Annotated in this window: 21 protein-coding genes; all 21 read right to left on the bottom strand. The window is 73.9% G+C overall.

From position 1 onward, the window contains the following. Window positions 1-24 precede the first annotated feature (24 nt). Window positions 25-1602 carry an AAA family ATPase gene (locus E1258_RS06300; RefSeq protein ID WP_132397675.1) on the bottom strand — a complete coding sequence of 526 codons (1578 nt, stop codon included), beginning with the start codon at window positions 1600-1602 and terminating at the stop codon, window positions 25-27. 76 nt (window positions 1603-1678) lie between these two features. Beyond that, window positions 1679-2641, bottom strand: a complete 963-nt coding sequence (locus E1258_RS06295; RefSeq protein ID WP_132397673.1) for a hypothetical protein — start codon at window positions 2639-2641, stop codon at window positions 1679-1681. A gap of 45 nt (window positions 2642-2686) precedes the next feature. Further along, window positions 2687-3565 carry an RluA family pseudouridine synthase gene (locus E1258_RS06290; protein WP_243715232.1) on the bottom strand — a complete coding sequence of 293 codons (879 nt, stop codon included), beginning with the start codon at window positions 3563-3565 and terminating at the stop codon, window positions 2687-2689. Between the two features lie 53 nt (window positions 3566-3618). Beyond that, a complete protein-coding gene (gene lspA / locus E1258_RS06285; protein WP_132397669.1) occupies window positions 3619-4227 on the bottom strand; it encodes a signal peptidase II in 609 nt (202 codons plus the stop codon). 62 nt (window positions 4228-4289) lie between these two features. Beyond that, window positions 4290-4709: a TraR/DksA family transcriptional regulator gene (locus E1258_RS06280; RefSeq protein ID WP_007072152.1), complete on the bottom strand. Its 420-nt coding sequence runs from the start codon at window positions 4707-4709 to the stop codon at window positions 4290-4292. A 223-nt stretch (window positions 4710-4932) separates the two neighbouring features. Beyond that, on the bottom strand, window positions 4933-6438 hold the full coding sequence (locus E1258_RS06275) for a potassium/proton antiporter (protein ID WP_132397667.1): 1506 nt from the start codon (window positions 6436-6438) through the stop codon (window positions 4933-4935). A gap of 22 nt (window positions 6439-6460) precedes the next feature. Next, on the bottom strand, window positions 6461-6760 hold the full coding sequence (locus E1258_RS06270) for a DUF167 domain-containing protein (protein WP_132397665.1): 300 nt from the start codon (window positions 6758-6760) through the stop codon (window positions 6461-6463). Between the two features lie 6 nt (window positions 6761-6766). Next, a complete protein-coding gene (locus E1258_RS06265; protein ID WP_132397663.1) occupies window positions 6767-7384 on the bottom strand; it encodes a hypothetical protein in 618 nt (205 codons plus the stop codon). A gap of 74 nt (window positions 7385-7458) precedes the next feature. Beyond that, window positions 7459-8262, bottom strand: a complete 804-nt coding sequence (locus E1258_RS06260) for a DivIVA domain-containing protein (protein WP_132397661.1) — start codon at window positions 8260-8262, stop codon at window positions 7459-7461. Window positions 8263-8317: 55 nt separating this feature from the next. Beyond that, on the bottom strand, window positions 8318-8617 hold the full coding sequence (locus tag E1258_RS06255; RefSeq protein WP_132397659.1) for a YggT family protein: 300 nt from the start codon (window positions 8615-8617) through the stop codon (window positions 8318-8320). Between the two features lie 29 nt (window positions 8618-8646). Beyond that, window positions 8647-9369 (bottom strand): cell division protein SepF, encoded by a 723-nt coding sequence (locus E1258_RS06250; RefSeq protein WP_132397657.1) that lies wholly within the window; start codon window positions 9367-9369, stop codon window positions 8647-8649. 188 nt (window positions 9370-9557) lie between these two features. After that, window positions 9558-10319 carry a YggS family pyridoxal phosphate-dependent enzyme gene (locus E1258_RS06245; RefSeq protein ID WP_132397655.1) on the bottom strand — a complete coding sequence of 254 codons (762 nt, stop codon included), beginning with the start codon at window positions 10317-10319 and terminating at the stop codon, window positions 9558-9560. 9 nt (window positions 10320-10328) lie between these two features. After that, window positions 10329-11441, bottom strand: a complete 1113-nt coding sequence (ftsZ, locus tag E1258_RS06240) for a cell division protein FtsZ (RefSeq protein WP_132397653.1) — start codon at window positions 11439-11441, stop codon at window positions 10329-10331. Window positions 11442-11718: 277 nt separating this feature from the next. Beyond that, window positions 11719-12537, bottom strand: coding sequence for a cell division protein FtsQ/DivIB (locus tag E1258_RS06235; protein WP_132397651.1), 819 nt, complete (start codon window positions 12535-12537; stop codon window positions 11719-11721). Next, window positions 12534-13991: a UDP-N-acetylmuramate--L-alanine ligase gene (murC, locus tag E1258_RS06230; RefSeq protein ID WP_132397649.1), complete on the bottom strand. Its 1458-nt coding sequence runs from the start codon at window positions 13989-13991 to the stop codon at window positions 12534-12536. Before murC ends, E1258_RS06235 begins: the two co-directional genes overlap by 4 nt. A 34-nt stretch (window positions 13992-14025) precedes the next feature. After that, window positions 14026-15132: an undecaprenyldiphospho-muramoylpentapeptide beta-N-acetylglucosaminyltransferase gene (gene murG, locus E1258_RS06225; RefSeq protein ID WP_132397647.1), complete on the bottom strand. Its 1107-nt coding sequence runs from the start codon at window positions 15130-15132 to the stop codon at window positions 14026-14028. Then, window positions 15132-16538, bottom strand: a complete 1407-nt coding sequence (locus E1258_RS06220) for an FtsW/RodA/SpoVE family cell cycle protein (protein ID WP_243715231.1) — start codon at window positions 16536-16538, stop codon at window positions 15132-15134. The genes murG and E1258_RS06220 overlap by 1 nt, the downstream gene beginning before the upstream one ends. Before the next feature lie 218 nt (window positions 16539-16756). Beyond that, window positions 16757-17890: a phospho-N-acetylmuramoyl-pentapeptide-transferase gene (gene mraY, locus E1258_RS06215; protein WP_132397645.1), complete on the bottom strand. Its 1134-nt coding sequence runs from the start codon at window positions 17888-17890 to the stop codon at window positions 16757-16759. Then, window positions 17887-19287, bottom strand: a complete 1401-nt coding sequence (murF, locus tag E1258_RS06210) for a UDP-N-acetylmuramoyl-tripeptide--D-alanyl-D-alanine ligase (protein WP_132397643.1) — start codon at window positions 19285-19287, stop codon at window positions 17887-17889. The genes mraY and murF overlap by 4 nt, the downstream gene beginning before the upstream one ends. Beyond that, complete coding sequence (locus E1258_RS06205; protein WP_132397641.1) at window positions 19284-20807, bottom strand: UDP-N-acetylmuramoyl-L-alanyl-D-glutamate--2,6-diaminopimelate ligase; 1524 nt, start codon at window positions 20805-20807, stop codon at window positions 19284-19286. Before E1258_RS06205 ends, murF begins: the two co-directional genes overlap by 4 nt. 91 nt (window positions 20808-20898) lie before the next feature. Then, the coding region (locus tag E1258_RS06200) for a penicillin-binding protein 2 (protein ID WP_243715230.1) at window positions 20899-22667 on the bottom strand (1769 nt) is incomplete at its 5' end.

The raw sequence follows: 22667 nt of genomic DNA, 5'->3' as shown, positions 1-22667 counted from the left end.
GGCGTCGGTGCCGCCGCGGGGGCCTCAGCGGGCGAAGGGTTCCAGCATGACCGACGCCGCGCGCAGCCACGCCTGCCGGGTTTCCGGCTGGAGCTGGTGGTACTCGATCGAGGAGCCGGTCTCCAGCGCCGGGTCGTACGGCACCACGGTCACCGCCCGGGTGCGGGTGGCGAAGTGCCGCTCCAGGTCGGTCTGCAACGGCGAACGGCCCGGCGTCGGGCAGGAGATCAGGGTGACGGCGTTGTCGGCCAACTCGCCCATGCCGACCTCGTGCAGCAGGTCGAGCATCCAGTCGGCGCTGAACGCGGCGTCCTCCCGGGGCACGGTGGTGACCACGAGCTGGTCGGCGGCCTGCATCACCGTGCGCCAGTTCGGGCTCTCCACGTTGTTGCCGGTGTCCACGCAGATCACGTCGTGGGTGCGCCGCAGCAGCTCCAGCACCCGCTTGACGGTGAACTGGTCCAGGCGTTGGGCGAACCGGGGACTCTCCTCCCCGGCTAGCACGTCGTACGAGCCGTCGGCGGCGTGCCGCAGGTAGTCGTCCAGGCTGCCCAACAGGCTGGAACCCTCCAGGATCTCGATCTGGGCGAGGTCGTGGATCAGGTGCCGGATGGTCCGGGCGTGCCGGGCGCTGCCGGCGCGCAGCCCGAGGGTGCCGCGCAGCTCGTTGTCGTCCCAGGCGAGCACGCCCCGGCCGCGCACGCTGCCGACGGTGGCCGCGGCCAGCACCGTGGCCGTGGTCTTGTGCACCCCACCCTTGGGGTTGGCGAAGGCGAGCACCCGGGGGGTGCCCAGGTCACGACGGAGCACCCCGGCGGCGCGTTCCAGCTCGCTCTCGGCGCTCTGCGCCCGCCACTCGATGCGGGCCGGGTAGCCCCGCTCGGCCAGCGCCGGCGGCCCGGGCGGCGGCTGGTACGCCGGCTCGGCGACAGGCTGGTACGCCGGCTCGGCCCGGTAGACCGGCTCCGCCGGGGGCGGCTGGTACGCCGGCTCGGGGCGATATCCACCGTTGTCGAGCAACGAGTACCGCGACTCGGCCGGCGGGGGCTCGGGACGGTACCCGCCGTTGTCGAGCAACGAGTACCGGGACCGGCCGGGCGGGGCCGGGTCGGCGCGGCGCGGCGGCTCCGGGTCGAGGTGCCCGGGATCGGCCCGCCACGAGGGCTCGGCCTGGTAGGTCGGCTCGGCCTGGTAACCCGACGGACCGGGCTGGTAGGTCGGCTCGGCCTGGTACCCCGGCGGCTCCGGCTGGTATGCCGGGTCGATCCGGTAGGCCGGGTCCACCCGGTAACTCGCCCCGGCCCGGTAGCCGCCGTGCGCCGGTTCGGCCGGGTAGCCGGGCTCCCCGCCATACGGCTGCTCGCCGGCCGGGCCGATCGTCGGCACCCGCCCGGCGTAGCCGTTGCCGGACGCGCGCCGGGGCAGCGGCTCCGGCGTCACGTGCGGCGGTTCCTCGGCGCGGCGGTCGGCCTCGTCCTGCTCCGCGGCGGTGCGACCGCCGAGCCGGGCCCGGTCGAGCAGCGCCCGCCACCGCGGTGCTGGTTCGGCCGGCCGACCCCAGCTGGTCTCCGTGCCGTCCAAGGCTCGCCCTCCCAGCGCCATCGATCTCCGCCTGACAGGCTACGAACGAAACCCTATTCGGACCACACCGGTCCGCGCACATCCTGATTCATCTTTGTCATTTCTGCACCGCCGTTCGGCTGTCCGCGGGCGCGTCCGGGGAGGTCGCGACGGCGGATAGGGCCGCACCGGGCGTCGCCAGGGCGACTCTCAGTGAGTATTCGGTCGCCTTCGGTGCCGCTTCCGACGATTCGCCCACCAACGGAGTCGGCCCGGCGTCGGCCGGGGGGCGGGCCACGTCACGCTGCTCGGGCAGCGGCGGGGTCACCACCGTCCGGTCCAGCCGGCGCAGCTCCGGGGTCGGGTCGACCGCGCGGACCGCGGGCCGGGCGGCCAAGGCGCGCAGCGCGTCCGGCACGCCCCGCACGACGGCCGCGTAGGCGCAGCCGCACGCCGCGCGGTACGCCGCCGCCTCTCCCGCCGCGACCCACGCCCCGGTCTCGTACGCCCGGCGCAGCGCGGCGTCGTCGGCGGTGGCGGCCCGGACCCGCTGGTCGGCGGCCTCGCGGTCCTTGCGCCCCGCCACCGCGGCCATTCCCGCGACCACGTCCTGCGGGAGCCGTTGGGCCGCCAGCCGGACGATCTCGGTCTGCCGGCCGGGCAGCGGCACCCGCGCCACCACCTCCACCACCGCGACGCCGGCGAGCGCGTCGGCCAGCGGGCCCGGTGCGAGGTAGTCCGCGAACGACACCAGCGCGTACGTGCCCGCCGGCGAGCTGCCCGCCGGCAGGGCCGCGAGTTCGGTCGCGGCGGCGCGCAGGTAGCCGGGGATCGCCTCGCCGGGGCGCACCCCGACCCGGGTGACCTCGCCCACCGTGCGGTCGCCCACCGGCCGGTCGCGGCGGCCGGCCCAGCCCGCCGTGACGAGCACCGCCGCCACCGACAGCAGCGCGGCAACGGTGAGCCAGCGGGGCCGGTGCCGGACCGACCCCGGCCGAACGCCCGGCCCCGGAAGCTCGACCAACGACGGACGCTCGACCAACGACGGCCGGTCGGACTGCGGCGGTTCGGCAGCGCGCACCGCGCGGGCCTCCTCGTCTGTCAGGAGTCTCGGCTGGTCGCCGGGTCAGTCGCGGAGTATCCGCAGCGCCCGGTCCAGGTCGTCGGGATAGTCACTGACGAAGGTCACCTCGTCGCCCGTGCGCGGGTGCAGGAAGCTCAGCGACCGGGCGTGCAGCCACTGCCGGCCCAGACCGAGCCGGGCCGACAGGGTCGGGTCCGCGCCGTAGGTGACATCGCCCACGCAGGGATGGCGCAGCGAGGAGAAGTGCACCCGAATCTGGTGGGTGCGGCCGGTTTCCAGCCGGACGTCGAGCAGGCTCGCCGACGGGAACGCCTCAAGGGTGTCGTAGTGGGTGATGCTCGGCTTCCCGCCGGAGACCACCGCCCAGCGGTAGTCGTGGTGCGGGTGCCGGTCGATCGGGGCGTCGATGGTGCCGCGCAGCGGATCCGGGTGCCCCTGCACCACGGCGTGGTAGCGCTTCTCCACCTCGCGGTACTTGAACGCCCGCTTCAGCGCGGTGTACGCCTGCTCGCTCTTGGCCACCACCATGATCCCGGTGGTGCCCACGTCGAGCCGGTGCACCACGCCCTGCCGCTCGGCCGCGCCGCTGGTGGAGATGCGGTGCCCGATCCCGGCCAGCCCACCGATCACCGTCGGCCCGGTCCAGCCGGGGCTGGGGTGGGCGGCGACGCCGACCGGTTTGTCCACCACCACGATGTCGTCGTCGGCGTACACGACGGTCAGGCCGGGCACCGCCTGCGGCACCACGATCGGCGGGGCGGCCGGCGCGGGCAGCGTCACGTCCAGCCAGGAGCCGGCCTTGACCTTGTGCGAGTTCGGCCGCGCGACGCCGTCGACCAGGGCGTCCCCGGCGTCGACCAGGTTCGCGGCGGCGGTGCGGGAGAGCCCGAAGAGACGGGACACGGCCTGGTCCAGCCGCATCCCGTCCAGGCCGTCGGGGACGGGCAGGGACCGGTGGTCGCCGCCGGCGGCCGTCACGCCCGCTCCCGTTGCTCGACCGGGGCCTGCGCGGCGGGCTGCTTCCGGCCGAGCCGGGACCCGTCGCGCTGCCGGCCGGTCAGCTCCAGGAACACGGCCAGCACGACGCCGCAGACCAGCGCGCTGTCGGCCAGGTTGAACACCGGCCACACCTGCCCGTACGGGTCGAAGAGGCTGATCATGTCGACCACGTGGCCCACGAAGTGGCCCGGGGCGCGGAAGATCCGGTCGGCCAGGTTGCCCAGCGCCCCGCCGAGCACCAGTCCGAGCGAAACCCCCCACGGCACCGAACGCAGCCGCAGCGCCATCCACCCGATCCAGCCGATCACCGCCATGGTGATCAGCGGGAAGATCCAGGTGTGGTCGCTGCCGATGCTCCACGCCGCACCGCTGTTGCGGGTGAGGCTGAGGTAGACCGCGCCCCCGAGCAGCTTCACCGGCTCCCGGTCGCTGAGCGCCTGGAGCGCCAGGTGCTTGGTGAGCAGGTCAGCCAGGAAGGCGACCACGCCGACGCTGGCGAGGATCACGATCGCCCGGCGTCGGGGCCTGCCCCCGCCTGGCCCGGCGGTGCCGGTCTCGGATCCGGCGGGCGGTGTAGCCGTCATCTGCTCCCCATCGACGCTCTCGGCGGTGATCGCTCACCGTCCTGATCGGCCGGGGAGCGAGGTCAGCGCCGCTCCTCCAGCTGCTTGCACTTCACGCAGAGCGTCGCCGACGGGAAGGCGGCGAGCCGCTCCACCGGGATCGGGTCGCCGCACTTCTCGCACCAGCCGTAGCCGCCCTCGTCGAGCCGCTCCAGGGCCCGCTCGACCTGCGTGATCCGTTCCCGGATGCTGTTGGCGAGTGAGATCTCCTGCTCCCGCTCGAGCGTCTTGGTCCCGGTGTCGGCCTGGTCGTCCCCGGCCGAGTCGGTCAGCCGGTCGCGCTGCAGCTCGGTGATCTCGCTCAGCGTCTGATCGTACTCGGCGCTCAACTCGTCGCGACGGGCCGCCAGCGCGGCCCGGATCTTCTCGGTCTCCGCCGCGCTGCGGGTGGTCCTGGCCACCGGCTTGCGCCCGGCGGTCCTGGTGTCGGCTGGCTTCACCATCGTCACTCCCTCGCGCCACGGGACCGTGGCATGCCACGGCCTCTGGACAGGGGGCACCGGCCTGGCGCCCCCAGGTAACAAAACGGGCGCGCGGCGAGGACCGCCGCGCACTCCGGAGGTTGGCAAGAATACGGAACGTACAGGCGTCCGACAACGTGCCGCACCGCCGTACCGCCATTCCGCCTCGATAAGCCCATAGATGGGCAAAAGGAACGCTAGCAGATCAGTCGTCGCGGTCGTCGCCGTACTCGCCAAACCATCGGGCCAGGCGGCCCCGGCGGCTGACCGCCCGCAGCCGCCGCTCGGCCGCGTCCCGCACCCCGGCGGTGGCCACGATCAGCAGGCTGTCGCCCGCCTTCAGCCGGGTGTTCGGGCCGGGCACGAAGCCCGCCCCGTCGCGCAGCACCAGCGTCACCGATGCGCCCACCGGAAGCCGCAGCTCGTCCACGTGCACCCCGCCCAGCCGCGAGCCCGGGGGCACCTCCAACTGGAGCAGGTCGGCCCGCATCCGTTCCAGCGGCGCGGTCTCCACCCGGATCTCCGCCGGCTCGGCGGGCGCGGTCACCCGCAGTCGGCGCGCGGCCGGGGCGAGCGTGCCCGCCTGGAGCACCGTGAAGATCACCACCAGCACGAAGACCGCGTCGAAGAGCTGCTCCGCCCCCGGCACCCGCTGCGACAGCGGGATGGTCGCCAGCACGATCGGCACCGCCCCGCGCAGCCCCGCCCAGGACAGGAACGCCTGCTCGCGCGGGCCGATGCGGAACGGGGTGGCCGACACCGCGACCGACAGCGGGCGGGCGAGCAGCAGCAGCGCCAGCCCCGCGACGACCGCCGGCAGCACCGCCGCCTCCAACCGGCCCGGCGAGACCAGCAGCCCGAGCAGCACGAACAGTCCGATCTGGGCCAGCCAGGCCAGCCCGTCGGCGAAGCCGAGGATGGCCTGCCGGTGCGGCAGCCGGGCGTTGCCCAGCAGCACCCCCGCCACGTACACGGCGAGGAAGCCCGACGCGTGCAGCACCGCCCCGGCGGCGTACGCGAGCACGGTGAAGCCGACCACCGCGATCGGGTACAACCCCGCCGAGGGCAGTGCCGCCCGGCGCAGCGCCGCCCGGCCGGCCAGCCCCGCACCCACCCCGACGGCGGCGCCCACGCCCAGCTCGTAGCCGAGCAGCAGCACCTCGTACCACCACGGGTGGCCGGCCTCGGTGGCCGAGCGGGACAGCAGGACCACCAGCAGCACCGCCGGGGCGTCGTTCATCCCCGACTCGGCCTCGAGGGTGGCGACCAGCCGGGGCGGCAGGCGCAGCCGGCGCAGGGTCGCGAAGACGGCGGCGGCGTCGGTGGACGAGAGCACCGCGCCGTAGAGCATCGCCAGCCGCCAGTCCAGCCCGAGCAGAAGATGGACCACCAGGCCGACCACCAGGATGCTCACCACCACCCCGACGGTGGACAGCGCCGTGGCCACGCCGAGCACCGGGCGCAGGATGCTCCACCGGGCGGTCAGCCCGCCCTCGGCGATGATCACGATCAGGGCGCAGAAGCCGAGGGTGCGGGTCAGCTCGACGTCGTCGAACCGGATGCCCAGCCCGGACTCGCCGATCGCCACCCCGAGGGCCAGGTAGACCAGGAGGCTGGGCACGCCGAGGCGGCTGGAGAAACGGACCGCGCCCACCGCCACCAGCAGCACGCCGGCGCCGAGCAGCAACGCGAGATTGAACCCGGGGGTCATGCCGGCCCGGGGCGGCCAACCGTCACCGGCCGGTTCCGTCGCGCATCCGGCGCAGCGCCTCCGCCAGCCCGGGCGTCGGGCGCTCGACGAGGAAGAGCTTGTCCCGGCTCGCCGCGCCGGCACGCAGGGCGACGGCCGCCGGCCGGATGCCGAGCGCGTCGGCGAGGGCCCGGCGGGCCGCCTCGGTGGCCCGGCCGTCGACCGGCGGGGCGTTCACGGCGATCACCAGGGCCGGCCCGTGCGGGCCGTCGTGTCGGCCACCGACGCGGGCCCTGGCGGCACCCGGCTTGACCCGCACGGCGACGGTGAGCGTGTCGTCCATCGAAAGTCAGCGCGGCCGGGCGTCGGCGAGGAGGGCGTCGTCTGGCGCGCAGCGGGCGCACGGGGTGAAGCCCAGCCGCACCGCCTCGGCCACCGGCAGCGGCTCGGGCTCCCGGCCGTGGAGGTGGGGGCAGTCGGCCAGGTGGTAGCGGGGCCTGCCGTCCACCACCTGGACCTCGGCGTCGAGCACGGCGACCAGCGCCGCGTCGGCCGGCGATATCCGCAGCGCGGGCGGCTCGTCCGCGGGCACTGCGGCGTCACCCGCCGCGGCGGCGTCCGGATTCGCCCCGGCGACCGGCGACCCGGGCGGTTGCCGCCACCCGGTGTCGTCGGCGTCGATTGGGGCAGAGGCGCGCTGGACCGGGATGTCCGGCCCGGCCGGGGAGTTGGCCCCGCCCCGCCGGGCGCGGCCGGCCGGGGGCTGGCGTTCCTCGGTCGCGTCGGGGTCGACCCGGGCGGCTGCCGCCCGGCTGGCGGCCGCCTGGCGGGCACCCACCACCAACGCGATGGCGGCCAGCAGGCTGGCCGCGATGGACGCGGCCAGCAGCACGCTGGAGCCACCAGCGAGGCCGACCACCAGAAGCACGACGGCGACGAGGATGAGCAGCAGGCTAGCGACTATCACGGCTCACCCCCGCCGCGTCGGATTCAGCTGGCACGGTCGGTGGCCGTCCCCACGACGGCCGCCGTACCCGAGGATCAGCGGCCGGACTCCAGCGCGCCGGAGCGCCCGCCACCATACGAACCGGCAAGGCCGGCGGCCGCGAGGCCGTTGCTGCCCCCGACTGCCCGGCCGCCCTCGGACCGGGTCATCTCGGCCTCCAGGCCCTGACCACGACCGTCGAGGTCGCGCAGCTGGCTCTCCAGGTACGCCTTGAGCCGGGTGCGGTACTCCCGCTCGAACTGCTTGAGCTCCTCGATGTGCTTCTGCAACGCGGTGCGCTTGGCGTCCAGGCCGCCCATGGCCTCCTGGTGCCGCTGGCGGGCGTCGCGCTCCAGGGCGTCGGCCTTGGCCCGCGCCTCGCGGGTGACCTCCTCCGCCTTGGAACGGGCCTCGGAGAGCAGCTGGTCGGCCTCGCGACGGGCGTCGGAGACGTGGTCGTCGGCGGTGCGCTGGGCCATCATCAGCACCCGCAGCGCCTGCTGCTCGCCGTCACCGGCCACGGCCGGGCCGCCCTGGGCACGGACCTGCTCCAGCTCGGCCTGCATCGCGCGGGCGGCCTGCTCGGCCGCAGCCTTGTCGCGCTGCACCCGGTCGAGCTGGGCCTTGACGTCGTTGAGCTCAGCGGCGAGTCGGGCGTCGCCGCCCGGGCCGGCGGGGGCACCGCCGCGACCGCCGCGCTCCACCTGGGCGCGCAGCTCGTTGTTCTCCTCGATCAGACGGGCAAGCTCGCGCTCGACCTCGTCCAGGAAGGCGTCGACCTCCTCCTCGTCGTACCCCCGCTTGCCGATCGGCGGCTTTTTGAAGGCGACGTTGTGGACGTCGGCCGGGGTCAGCGGCATCGAAACTCCTCGGGTCAGTTGCGGCCGCGTAGCGGGCTGGACCTGCGGGTCTTCATCACCCGAGGATCAGCCGCTTCAACACGAACTCCATCAGCACGAACAGGATAACCAGGAGCACAAGGGAGGCCAGGTCGATGCTCACGGTACCAATTCGCAGCGGAGGGATCACACGCCTCAACGCCTTAAGAGGCGGATCAGTGACGCTCCACACGGATTCCAGCCCCACTCTCGCCCCCCGGCCGGGCTGCCAGCGACGCCCGTAGGCGAGGACCGCGCTGAGGACAAACCGGGCCAGAAGAATGATCAGGAAGACATACAGAATCAGGTACAGCACTTGCAGCAGGATCGACAACACAGCAGGCGACGTCCCTCGGTCGGGCGGGGCTAACTCAGGCTGAAGAACCCACCCTCAGCGATCTTGGCCTTGTCCTCCGCGGTGACCTGGACGTTGGCCGGTGAGAGCAGGAACACCCGGTTGGTCACGCGCTCGATCGTACCGCGCAGCCCGAAGGCCAGCCCGGCAGCGAAGTCGACCAACCGGCGGGCATCGGCCTCGTCCATCTCGGTGAGGTTGATGATCACCGGGACGCCGTCGCGGAAGTGCTCCCCGATCGTGCGGGCCTCCCGGTAGGTGGTGGGATGCAGCGTGGTGATCTGGTACCGCTGCTCCTCCTCGACCGGGGCCACCCGCTCCCTCGGCTGGGCCTGCGGGGCCAGGGCGAGGTTGTCCCGGGTGTGGTAGGTCAGCGCCCCGGAGCCGTCCGCGCCGGAGCTGCGGGTGATCGACCGGACGCTGGAGCGGTCGGCGCGCTCGACCCGCTCGCCGCGCTCCGGCCGGTCGGAGTCCGCCCGGTCCCGGTCGGAGTCCAACGGGCGGGTGGCGGAGCGCTCGGTCAGCCGGCCCCGCTCACCGGCCCGGGGCCGGGGTGCCGGCGACTCGTCGGCGTCGTCGTCATCGTCGTCGGCGAACTCCTCGGCGTACCGACCCTGCCGGTAGCGCGACGACTCGCGGTAGCCACCCTTGTCGTAGCCACCGTCGTCGTACGCTCGCTCGTCGTCCTCCTCGACCAGACCGAGCCAGACCCCCGCCTTGCGCAGTGCACCCATCCCGCGCCCTTCCGTCCGCCGTGCGGCACGCGCCCCCGTGCCGTGTCGCTTCTCGCGAGTGGACAACTGCCCACCGGACCGGAACGGCAATCCCCGGCCCACGATTCGCGGTCGCGGACCGCGCCCCCTGACGAAGGGACGCCGCTCCTGAAACAACACTGATGTAATTTGCTTCTCTCGCGGAGAGGCTACCGCAGCCTGGAACGCATTCCGAGCAACGCGCTGCCGACGCGGACATGTGTCGCGCCGTACTCGATCGCGATTTCCAGGTCCCCGCTCATGCCGGCGGAGAGCGCGACCGCCTCCGGATGGGCCGTGCGGAACGCCCGCGCCACCTCGGCGAGCCGGGCGAACGCCCGCTCCGGCTCCCAGCCCAGCGGGGCCACCGCCATCAGCCCGGCCAGCCGCAGCCCCGTCGCGCCGGCCACCGCCTCGGCCACCGGGTCGAGCCCGGCGTCCGGGTCGGCCGAGCCCGGCAGCGCCCCGCCCCGGGCGGGGTCGGCATCGACGCTGACCTGGACAAACACGTCGACCGGGCGGTCCCGGTTCGCCAGGGCCGCGGCGTCGAGCGCCCGAGCCAGCCGGACGCTGTCGACCGACTGGACGACGTCGGCGTAGCGGACCACCGAGCGGCACTTGTTGCGCTGCAACTGCCCGATGAAGTGCCAGCGCGGCGTCGCCCCGGCGGCGGCCACCTCGGCGGCCTTACCGGCGGCCTCCTGGTCGCGGTTCTCCCCCATGTCGACCACGCCGAGGCTGGCCAGGGCCAGCACGTCGGAGGCCGGGTACGTCTTGGTCACCGCGATCATGGTGACCTCGGTACGGTCCCGCCCTACGGCCGCGCAGGCGTCGGCGATGCGGGCCCGGACCCGGGCCAGCCCGACCGCCAGCTCGGCCCGGCGGTCGGGGCGCCCCGGGTCAGGGCGCACCGTCGGGTTCACGTCGGTCATCTCCGGCGGTCAGGATCCGTTCTTGAGGAAGTCCGGCACGTCCACGTCGTCGAAGAGCACCCGGCGCGGCGACTGGGACGGTGCCGGCATCGTGGTCGGGGGCGGCACCGGCGTGGTGGGCTGGGTCGGCTGGTTCTGGTTGCTCTTGCGGCTCGGCTCGGGCTTGTACGCCGGCGTCCCGCTGTCGAACCCGGCGGCGATCACGGTGACCCGTACCTCGTCGCCGAGGGCGTCGTCGATGACCGCGCCGAAGATGATGTTGGCGTCCGGGTGGGCCGCGTCCGTGACCAACTGGGCCGCGTCGTTGATCTCGAACAGGCCGAGGTCCGAGCCGCCGGCGATGGAGAGCAGCACGCCACGCGCGCCGTCCATGCTCTGCTCCAGCAGCGGGCTGGAGATGGCCGCCTCCGCCGCCTCGACCGCGCGGTTCTCGCCCCGGGCGCTGCCGATGCCCATGAGCGCGCTGCCCGCGCCGCTCATCACGCTCTTGACGTCGGCGAAGTCCAGGTTGATCAGACCCGGGGTGGTGATCAGGTCGGTGATGCCCTGGACACCGGAGAGAAGCACCTGGTCGGCCGTGCGGAACGCGTCCATCATGCTGATGTTGCGGTCGCCGAGCGCCAGCAGCCGGTCGTTGGGGATGACGATCAGCGTGTCGCACTGGTTGCGCAGCTCGTCTATCCCCGCCTCGGCCTGCACCTGGCGGCGCTTGCCCTCGAACGAGAACGGGCGGGTGACCACGCCGATGGTCAGCGCGCCGAGCTTGCGGGCGATGTTCGCCACCACCGGCGCGCCGCCGGTGCCGGTGCCGCCGCCCTCGCCGCAGGTCACGAAGACCATGTCGGCACCCTTGAGCACCTCCTCGATCTCGTCGCGGTGGTCCTCGGCGGCGTTCTTGCCGACGTCCGGGTTGGCACCCGCGCCGAGCCCCCGGGTCAGCTCGCGCCCCACGTCCAGCTTGACGTCGGCGTCGCTCATCAGCAGCGCCTGCGCGTCGGTGTTGATCGCGATGAACTCGACGCCCTTGAGCCCAACCTCGATCATCCGGTTGACGGCGTTGACGCCGCCACCCCCGATGCCGACGACCTTGATGACCGCCAGGTAGTTGTGCGGAGGTGTCATCTCCGGTCCTTTCCCTTCGAGATTGGCATGGGCCGACCCCACACGGCTTGGCCAGACCAGCGCCGACACGGCTGCGCCCCCGCGCGAGGCCGAGAGGTGAACCCTCACCCTCTACTAGAGGCTTACTGTAATGTCAACTACTGATCCTCTTCGGGGCAACGTAAGCGGCCTCACGCCCGGAGCCAAGGACCCGCCCGGCGTGTCGCCGCCGGAGAGGGCCACACCCCACCTTCGGGCCACCGGTCGGCCCGCCACGCACGGACCGCTGACCGGCGGGTCACCTGAAGGTGACCACGTCCGGCGCGCTCACGTCGATCGTGTCGGCCTTGCGACCGAGCAGGACCGTGGCCACCCGCGCCTTGTCCGTGCCCCGGGTGGCGTCCCCCCAGACGACGGTCCGGTCACCGCGCAGCCGCAGGCTGATCCGGGCCAGTCCCTCGACGCTGACCTCCACCAGCTCGCCGCGAAGCTCGGGGGTCAACGCGCCCAGCACCTCCAGCCCAGCTCGGGTTCCCGGATCCGCCGGGCCCGGCCGGACGACCCGCACCACCGGCAGGCCGTCGGGCTGCCGGGGCGACGACTGGAAGACCACCCCGGAGCGGTCGACCACGGCGAACCGTTCGCCCTGCGGCACCGCCGCCACCGGCGTGCGCTCCACCACCCGCACCACCAGGGTGCCCGGCCAGTCCCGGATGACCGTCGCCCGCTCCACCGGGGGAAGGGCGCCGATCCGCCGGGCGACGGCAGCCAGGTCGACCCGCGCGAGCGGCTCGTCGTCCGGCACCGCGGCGGCCTCGCGGACCTCCACCGAGGTGACCAGCGCGGCGCCCTCCACGCGGACCTCGCGCACGCCGAGCAGCCCGGTGCCGAGCACCGTCCAGGCCACCAGCGCGGCCAGGGCCAACACCCCGACGGTCACCGCCCAGGGCAGCGCCGCGCGCATCCGGCGCCGCCGGGCCCGGGCCATGAACCGCCGGGTCGACGGCGGCACGGCGTCCGTGCCGGCCCGCACCAGCTGCCAGCGCCGCACCGGCCCGCGCCGGCCGCCGCCCGAATCCGCGCCGGCGGTACGGCCGCGCGCCGGACCGGGGCTCATCCGGCGGTGGCCGCCGAGCCGCCGGCGGCGTTACCGGCACGGGCCGCCAGGGCCGCCAGCAGCTCGTCGCCCATCAGCGAGATCGGCGGCGCGCCCATGGTCACCACCACGTCGCCCGGGCGGGCCCGGCGGGCCACCTCGACCGGCGCGTCGTCCCAGGAGCCCACGAAGACCTTCCGGTCGGCCGGCAGGGGCACCGCCTCGACCAGCGCGGCCGAGCCCTCTCCGGGCTGACGCAGCTCGCCGGGACCGAAGACCTCCAGCAGCACCAGCTCGTCGGCGATGCCGAGGGCCGCCGCGATCTCCGCCTGCAAGTCACGGGTGCGGTAGAGCCGGTACGGCTGGAACACCACGATCAGCCGCCCGTCGCCGGCCACCTCGCGCAGCGTCCGCAACGCCAGCGTCATCGAGGTGGGGTGGTAGGCGTACTCGTCGTAGACCAGCACCCCGTCGGCGACGCCCTTGCGCTCGAAGCGCCGCCGCACCCCGGGGAACGTCGCGAGCGCGGCCTCCGCGGCCTCGACGGGCAACCCCAGCAGGTACGCGGTGAGCACCGCCGACGCGCTGTTGAGCCCCATGTGCCGCCCCGGCACCGGCAGCCGGAACTCGCCCAGCGGGCGCCCGTCGATCTCGGCGAGGTAGCGCACGCCCTGCGCGGAGGAGACGATCCCGCTCAGCCGCAGGTCGGCGTCGGCCGCCTCGCCGTACGTGTGCACCTGCCGTCCCTCGGCGCGCAGCGTCTGCGCCAGCCGCCGTCCGCCCGGGTCGTCGGCGCAGGTGACGATGAACCCGCGCCTGTCGGTGAGCCGGGCGAACTCGGCGAACGCCGCCTCCAGCGTGGCCAGGTCGCCGTACGTGTTGAGGTGATCGGCCTCGATGTTGGTGATCAACGAGACGTACGGGCGGTAGATGAGAAACGAGCGGTCGCTCTCGTCCGCCTCGACCACGAAGTGCTCGCCCGTGCCGTGGTGCGCCCCCGAGCCGACCTCGGAGATCTCCCCGCCGATCACGAAGGACGGATCGGCGCCGGCCTGTTGCAGGACCATCGTCACCATCGAGGTGGTGGTGGTCTTGCCGTGGGTGCCGGCGATCGCCACCGTGAGCCGGCCGGTCATCGCCGCCGCCAGGGCCTCGGAGCGGTGCAGCACCCGCAGCCCGCGCCGGCGCGCCTCCACCAGCTCCAGGTGGTCCTGCGGGATCGCCGAGGAGTAGACGACGGTGTCGACACCGTCGAGGTTGGCCGCCTCGTGGGTCATGTGGATGGTCCCGCCCAGCGCCCGCATCCCGGCCAGCGACGGCCACTCCCGCAGCTCGCTGCCGGAGACCGGCAGGCCCCGGGTGAGGAGGAGCCGGGCCAGCCCGCTCATGCCGACACCGCCGACCCCGATCAGGTGGATCCGGCCCAGGTCCTCGGCGGTCAGCGTGCCGGCCGGGGTGAACTGCGCGGTGTTCATGACGGGCACCTTCCGATCGCGACGGCCGGCCCGCTCACCGGGCCACCGCCTCGTAGACGAAGTTCAGCAGCGCCTCGTCGCCGTCGCGCCGCCCGTACGCCGCCGCGGCGGCACCCATCGCGGCGAGCCGGTGCGGGTCGCGGATCAGCGGGATGATGGTGCGCTCCACCCAGGCCGGGGTCAGCTCGGCGTCGTCCACGAGCAGCCCGCCGCCGGCCTCCACCACGGGCAGCGCGTTGCGCTTCTGCTCCTGGTTGCTGTGCGGATACGGCACGTAGATGGTGGGCAGCCCGATCGCGGCCACCTCGGCGCAGGTCATCGCCCCACCACGGCCGAGCATCAGGTCGGCGGCGGCGTAGCCGATCTCCATCTGGGACAGGTACGGCAGCGTCACGTACGGCACCGGCAGGTCGGTGGGGACCGGCACCGGCTCGTTGCGGGCGCCCATCACGTGCAGCACCTGCACGCCGTTGCGGGCCAGTTCCTTCGCCGCGCCGGCCACGGCGAGGTTGATCGAGCGGGCGCCCTGCGAGCCGCCGGCGACGAAGAGCACCGGCAGGTCCGGGCGGAGTCCGAAGTGGGCGCGGGCGGCGGCGGCGTTGGCGGCCCGGTCCAGCCCGGCGATGCCCCGGCGCAGCGGCACGCCGACCACCCGGGCGTCGCGCAGCGCCTCCGCCTGGGTGGGCTGGTGCGGGAAGCCCACCGCGACGTTGCGCGTGAACTTCATCCCGAGCCGGTTGGCCACCCCCGGCGGCACGTTCACCTCGTGGATGACGATCGGCAGCTCGCGCCGCCAGGCGGCCAGGTAGCCGGGCACCGAGACGTACCCGCCGAAGCCGACGACCACGTCGGCGCGCACCTCGTCGATCACCTTGCCCGCCGCGCGGGCCGCCTTCCACATCCGGTCGGGGGTGCGGACCAGGCTCATGTTCACCGAACGGGGCAGCTGGTAGGCGGGGATCTGCCGCAGGTCGTAGCCGGCCGGCGGGATCAGCTCGTTCTCCAGGCCCTTCGGTGTGCCGAGACAGGTGATCCGGACGCCCGGGTCGTGTCGGCGAAGGCAGTCGGCGAAGGCGAGCAGCGGGTAGATGTGGCCACCCGTGCCCCCTCCACAGAGCACCACCGAACGCAGCGGACCCATCAGCGTCTCCTCTCGCTCGCCGCGCCGCCCCGGGCCCGGTCCGGCCGGGCACCGCGGGATGCGGCCTGGTCGTCCTCGCGCCGCGCCCGCGACCGGGGTACGGACCCACGGTCCGCCGGTGGCGGCGCCGGACGACGACGCCGGCCGGGAAGCGGCGGCAACGGGGCCCAGAGTAGTCGGACCCATCGGGCGGGCGGACGGGCGTGCAGGGCTCGGGCCGCGTCGGGTTCGCAGCGGGCGAACGAGGCGAGCATCCCAATCGCCGCCATGGTCACCACCAGGGCACTTCCGCCGTCGGAGATGAACGGCAGCGGCACGCCGGTCATCGGCATCAGGCCGATGACCCCGCCGATGTTGATGATCGCCTGGCCGACCAGCCAGGTGGTGGCCCCGGCCGCGGCGAGCCGGCGGAACGGGTCCTCCACCCGCCGGGCGATCCGCAGCCCGGTGTAGCCGAGCACCGCGAACAGGGTGATCAGCACCACGCAACCGACCACGCCCAGCTCCTCGGCGAGCACGGCGAAGATGAAGTCGTTGTGCGCCTCGGGCAGCCAGCCGAACTTGAGGCTGCTCTTGCCCAGCCCGACGCCGAACCAGCCGCCGTGCTCGATGGCGTTGCGGCCCTGGACGAGCTGGTAGCACCAGGTCTCGAAGCAGTCCTTGGGTTCGGGCGGGTTGAAGAAGATGGTGAGCCGCGCCAGCCGGTAGTTCTCCTCGCCCTTCGCCCCCGAGCCCGCGCCGAGCGAGGCGGCGGCGACGAGCAGCCCGATGCCGACCAGCCCGATCACCGACAGCACGGCGAACACCTTGGTCCGCACCCCGGCCGCCCAGAGCAGGCCGACGACGAGGGCCAGCAGGCAGAGCATCGTGCCGACGTCGTTGTAGCCGACCAGCACGAACAGCAGCGCGACCACGGGAAACAGCGGGGTGGCCAGTTCCTTCCACCAGCCGAGCCGGGCGCCCTTGCGGGCCAGCACGTCGGCCCCCCACAGCACCAGCGCGAACTTCGCCAGCTCGGACGGCTGGAGCTGGATGCCGCCGACGAACAGCCACAGCAGCTCTGCCTCCAGCGGCCCGACCCGCTTCACCCCGAAGAACGAGTTCAGCGCGAGCAGCAGGTTGAGCACCAGCAGCAGCGCCACGGCGATCCCGAGCGCGGGCCCGGCCACCGACCGGTAGGTACTGGCCGGCAGCCGCTGGCACACCCAGAACGCCACCACCCCGATCACCGCGAAGATCGCCTGCTGGGTGGCGTCGGCGAAGGCGTTGCCCTCCTCGGCGTAGTTCTTCACGCTGGTGGCCGAGAAGACCATGGTCAGGCCGATGACCAGCAGCAGGCCGGCGCTGGAGATCAGCAGGTAGTACGAGGCCAGCGGCCGGGCCAGCAGGCCGCGCAGCGCGGCCAGCCCGCCGGCGGCGTCCAGGCCGAACGCCGGCGCCGGCGGGGGGTCAGCGCTCTTTGCACCCCCCGCCGCCCGCCGGGGCTGTGTGTCCGCCGTCGTCGTGCCGCTGCCTCGGTCCTCCCCCACCCGCCCATCATGGCGAATGTGAGCGCCCCGTTCCCGCCGAACGCCGTGGTCGGCGTGTCGCCGGGCAGAAGGAGGGCGGGGCGGGAGGCGGCGGCTCAGCCCATCGCGGCGAGGAAATCGCTGTAGAACAGGCCGAGCGCGATGGCCACGCCGATCCCCGCGATGATCCAGAACCGGACCACGATGTTGACCTCGCTCCATCCGGCGAGCTCGAAGTGGTGCTGGAGCGGCGACATCCGGAACACCCGCTTGCCGGTGGTGCGGAACGAGATGATCTGGATGACCACCGACATCGTGATGATCACGAACAGCCCGCCGATGATCGGCAGCAGCAGGATCGTCCGGGTGGACATCGCCATACCGGCGATCAGGCCGCCCAGGCCGAGCGCGCCGGTGTCGCCCATGAAGATCCGGGCCGGCGAGGTGTTCCACCACAGGAAGCCCACGCAGGCCCCGGCCGCCGCCCCGGCGATCAGCGCGATCTCCAGCGGGTCCCGCACCGTGTAGCAGTAGTTGTCCGGATTCGCCGTGTACGACGGGTCGGCGCACCAGTGCCGGTACTGCCAGAACGCGATCAGCGCGTACGCGGCGAGGACCATCACCGACGCGCCGGTGGCCAGGCCGTCCAGGCCGTCGGTGAGGTTCACGCCGTTGGTCGCCGCCATCACCACGAAGATGAAGATGACCACCGCGCCGATCTTGGAGACGTCCAGCGCGGGAATGTCCCGGATGAAGCTCAGCGTGGTGGCGCCGACGGTCTCGGTGTTGGTCGCCGCGCCGCTGGCGTCGGTCATGCTGCTCGGGAAGTACAGCGCGACGACGCCGAAGGCCGCGCCGACCAGGATCTGACCCGCCAGCTTGCCCCGCTTGTTGAGGCCACCGCTGTGCCGCTTGCGGACCTTCAGGAAGTCGTCGATGAAGCCGACCGCGCCGGAGAACACCATCAGGCCCAGCAGCACCAGCGCGGTGATCGTCGGCTCGACCTGGGCGATCTGGGCATCCGGCAGGGTGGTCAGGGCGAGGTGCCCGGCGACGTACGCGATGACCGTGGCCAGGATGAAGACCACGCCGCCCATCGTCGGCGTGCCCTTCTTGCCCTGGTGCATGATTGGGCCCTCGGCCCGGATCGGCTGGCCGGCCTTGAGCCGGGTGAACACCCTGATCGCGATCGGGGTGCAGAACAGTGAGACGAGGAAGGCCACCCCGATGGCGACGATCACCGCTCTCATGCGGCGGCTCCCCCGCCCGTGGCCTCGACGCGCAGCGCGTCGGCCACCTCCCAGGTGCGGTACCGGGAGCCCTTCACCAGGACCACGTCGCCCGGCCGTAGTTCACTCCGCAGCACCTCGACGGCCGCCGCCTGATCGGTGAGCAGCACCGACTCTCCTCCCCAGTCCTCTACCGCTGTCGCGCCCTCGTGGATCGGCGCCGCCGGCTCGCCCACCACGAGCAGCCGGTCCACACCCAGCTCGGCCGCGAGCCGGCCGACCTCCAGGTGCCCCTGTCGTTCGTACTCCCCCAGCTCGGCCATGTAGCCGAGCACCGCGACCGCGCGCCCCGCGCCGCGCATCCCGGCGAGCGCCCGCAGCGCCACCGCCGTGGACGCCGGGTTCGCGTTGTACGAGTCGTCGATCACCGTCACGCCGTCGTGGCGCTCGAAGACGTCCATCCGACGGGTGGAGACCAGGCCCAGCTCGCCCAGCGCGGCGGCCAGCTCCGCCAGCGGCATCCCCAGCTCCCGGGCCACCGCCGCGGCGGCCAGCGAGTTCGACACCTGGTGCCGGCCGGTCAGCCCGAGCCGCACGGCCGCGCTCCCCTCCGGCGTCACCAGGGTGTACGCGGCGCGGCCCCGCCCGTCCAGGGTCACGTCCACGGCTCGCACGTCGGCGTGCGCCGCCTCGCCGTAGCGCACCACCCGGGCGGCGGTCCGTGCCGCCATCACGTCGACCAGGGGGTCGTCGGCGTTGAGCACGGCCAGCCCGTCGGCGGGCAGCGACTCGACCAGTTCCCCCTTGGCCAGCGCGATGTTCTCCACCGAGCCGAACTCGCCGAGGTGCGCCACGCCGACGTTGAGCACCACCGAGATGCGCGGCGGCACCACCTCGCACAGGTAGCGCACGTGCCCCACCCCCCGGGCGCCCTTCTCCAGCACCAGGAAGCGGGTGTCCTGGTCGGCCTGCAACGCCGTCCACGGGTGCCCCAGCTCGTTGTTGAACGACCCCGGCGGGGCCACCGTCGGGCCGAGCCGCACGGTGAGCTGGGCGATCAGGTCCTTGGTGGTGGTCTTGCCCGACGAGCCGGTCAGCCCGATCACGGTCAGCGCGGGCAGCCGGTCCACGACCGCGCGGGCCAGCCGGCCCATGGCGTCGAGGGCGTCGCCGACGAGCACCATCGGCACCCCGGGCACCTCGCGGGTGCCGAGCACCGCCACCGCGCCGCCGGCCACGGCGGCGGCGGCGTAGTCGTGACCGTCCACCTTCTCGCCGGGGAACGCGACGAACAGCGCGCCCGCACCAGCCTTGCGCGAGTCGAACTCCACCGGGCCGGTCACCAGGGCGGCGGGGTCGGCGGCGACCAGCCGGCCGCCGACCGCCTCGGCCACCTCGGCCAGCGTCAGCGGGATCATCGCCGGCCCGCCAGGTCCCCGAAGCGGGCGCGCAGCGCGTCGGCCAGCTCCGTCCGGTCGTCGAACGGCAACACCTCGCCGCCCACCTCCTGCCCGCGCTCGTGTCCCTTGCCGAGCACGGCGATCACGTCCCCCGGGGCGGCCAGCCGGACCGCCTCGTCGATCGCCGCGCGCCGGCCACCCACCTCGACGATCCGGGCCGGCGTGGCCGCCGCGTACGCCCCGACCAGCACCTCCGCCCGGATCGCCGCCGGCTCCTCGGTACGCGGGTTGTCGTCGGTCACCAGCACCACGTCGGCGCCCCGGGCGGCGGCGGCACCCATCTCCGGCCGCTTGCCGCGGTCCCGGTCGCCGCCGGCGCCGATGACGCAGATCAGCCGCCCGGCGCTGAGTTCACGCAGCGCGGCCAGGGCCGCCACGATGGCGTCGGTCTTGTGCGCGTAGTCGACCACCCCACGCACCGGGCCGGTTGCCGAAACCAGCTCCAGCCGGCCGGGCACCCCGCCGCAGGCGGCCACCCCGGCGGCGGCGGTGGGCGCGTCCACGCCCGCGCCGACCAGCGCGGCGATGGCCAGCAGGGCGTTGGCGACGTTGTGCCGCCCGGGCAGCGCCACCCCGGCCGGCACGGTCAGCCCGCCGGGGCCGTTCGCGGTGAACCGCTGCGCGTACCCCTCGCCGTCGACGTCGGTGGCGTACCAGGTGGCCGTCGGGTCGCCGGCGGCCGAGTAGCTGACCGTGGCGGGGGTGAACAGGGGGCGCAGCGCCGGGTCGTCGTGGTTGAGCACCTCGACGGCGCAGCGCCCGTCGAACAGCTGCGCCTTCGCGGCGAAGTAGTCCGCCGAGTCGGCGTGGAAGTCCAGGTGGTCGGAGCCGAAGTTGGTGTACCCGCCGACGGTGAAGCGCACCCCGCCGACCCGGCCCATGGCCAGGGCGTGGCTGGAGACCTCCATGACCAGCGCGGTGACCCCACGCTCCCGGGCGGCGGCGAGCATGGCGTGCAGGTCGGTGGCCTCAGGGGTGGTCCGCACACTGTCGACCACCAGGTCGCCCAGCCGGGTCTCCACCGTGCCGATCAATCCGGTGACGTGGCCGGCGGCGCGCAGCCCCGACTCGACGAGATACGCCGTGGAGGTCTTGCCGGCCGTGCCGGTGATCCCGATGACGGTCAGCCCGGCGGTGGGGTCGCCGTAGACGGCGGAGGCGAGGGCGCCGAGCGCCGCACGGGGGTCGGCGACCACCAGCGCCGGCAGCCCCGCCCGGGCCACCGCCGGCGCGCCGGCCGGGTCGGTGAGGGCGGCCACCGCGCCGGCGGCGGACGCGGCGGCGGCGAACTCCACGCCGTGGCGGCGGGCGCCGGGCAGCGCGGCGTACAGGTCGCCGGGGCGGACCTCCTGGCTGGCGTGGGTCACCCCGGTCACCGTCACGTCGGCGGTTCCTCCGGGGGCCTCGACGGCGAGCCGGTCGGCGAGTTCGCCGAGCCGGAGTCCGGTCACGGTACGGGGGCGTGGATTGCCGGGCACGGCGTCAGACCCTACCCGGTCGTCCGGTTCCGACCGTACAGCCGCCCCGGTGGTTCGTCCCCACCAACCGATGATGTCCCGCCGCGCCTGGTCAGCGCGGAAAGACCTCGAACTTGGGCGCCGGCGTGCCGGACGGGGGAACCCGGTTGCGGCTGAGCGTGTAGCCCATGATGTCGCGGAAGGCCGGCGCGGCGACCGCCCCGCCCCCGCCGCCGGGGCTCCACACGAAGACCGCCACCACGAAGCGCGGATTGTCCGCCGGGGCCATCCCGATGAACGAGCCGACCTCGCCGGGCTGCTGCTTGCCGTTGGCGTAGCGGAGGCCGGTGCCGGTCTTGCCGGCCACCCGGTAGCCGGGCACCGCCGCGGCGAGCCCGGTGGCCCCGTCGACGGTGGTGACCGCCTCCAGCATGGTCCGCAGCGCCGCCGCGTGCTGCGGGCTGAGCACCGACCGGGTGACCGGTGCCTTGCCCGGGGTGCGGCTGCCGTCCCGACCGCTGATCACCTCTTTGATCAGGTGCGGCTGGACGTACGTGCCGTTGTTCGCGATCGCGGCGTACACGGCGGCCATCTGCAGCGGCGTGGCGTCGACGCTGTGCCCGATCGGCACCGACCCGTACGACGAACCGCTCCACGCCTGCGCGGGCAGCAGCCGGCCGCTGGCCTCTCCGGGCATGCCCTCGCCGGTGGGTTGGCCGAGCCCGAAGCGCTTCTGGTAGTCGATCAGCCGGTCCGGGCCGAGCTTGTCGGCGATCTCGATCGTGCCGACGTTCGACGAGTACGCGAGCATCCCGGCCAGGCTCATCCGCCGCCCGTTCGCCGGGTGGGTGTCGCGGAAGGTGGTGTCGCCCCTGACGATGGAGTCGGCGATCGGCAGCGCCGTGTCCGGGGTGACGACGCCCTCCTGCAACGCCGCGCCGAAGGTGATCGCCTTGTGGATCGAGCCAGGGTCGACCACGAAGCTGGTGGCCGCGTCCTCCCGGTCGGTCGGGTCGCTCTCCTCCGGCTTCGCGGCATTGTAGGTGGGGTGGCTGGCCTGGGCCAGCACCTCGCCGGTGGGCACGTCCATGACGACGGCCACGCCGACGCTGCCCTGCACCTTGGCCATCTGCCCCTTGAGCACCTGCTGCGCCTTGAACTGGATGTCCCGGTCGATGGTCAGGGTCAGGGAGCTGCCCGGCTTGGGCGCGGTGGTGCTGCTGTAGCCGCCCGGGATCGGGGCGTCCAGGTCGCCCTGGCCGGCCTCGTACACCCGGCGGCCGTTCTCGCCGCGCAGCAGCTCGTCGTAGCGGGCCTCCAGCCCTTCCAGGCCGACCATGTCCTGGCTGGTGAAGCCAATCAGGTTGGCGGCCAGGTCGCCGCCGGGCACCTCGCGCCGCTCGTCGCGGTGCACGCCGATGCCGTACAGGTCGAGCGCCACGATCTTCTTGGCGGTGGGGATGTCGACGCCACGGGCCAGGTACTCGAACTGGGAGGCGATCCCGTTCTCCAGGGTGCGCGGCTTCATCCGCTCGGCCAAGTCGGAGGCCGGCAGGCCGAGCAGGGGCGACAGCGCCCGGGCGGTCGCCGCGCGGTCCTTGACCCGGGTCGGGTCGGCGAAGACGTACCGGGCCTCGACGCTGTTGGCCAGCGGGGCGCCGGTGCGGTCGTAGATCGCGCCCCGGGGAGCGGGCAGGTCGACCCGGGTCAGCCGGGTGGCCAGGCCGCCGCCGGCGTACGCCGGGGTGTCGACCGCCTGGAGGAAGACCAGCCGGATGCCGATGGTCACGAACAGCGCGAGGACGAGCAGGGTGCCCAGGCGCAGCCGGCGGTGCGGGTCGGCCAGCCGGGGCGGCTTGCGGGGCTTGCGCGGTGACCGCC

Source organism: Micromonospora sp. KC207 (assembly GCF_004348615.1).
Classification (GTDB): Bacteria; Actinomycetota; Actinomycetes; order Mycobacteriales; family Micromonosporaceae; genus Micromonospora.
This window is presented reverse-complemented; position numbering and strand designations above follow the sequence as displayed.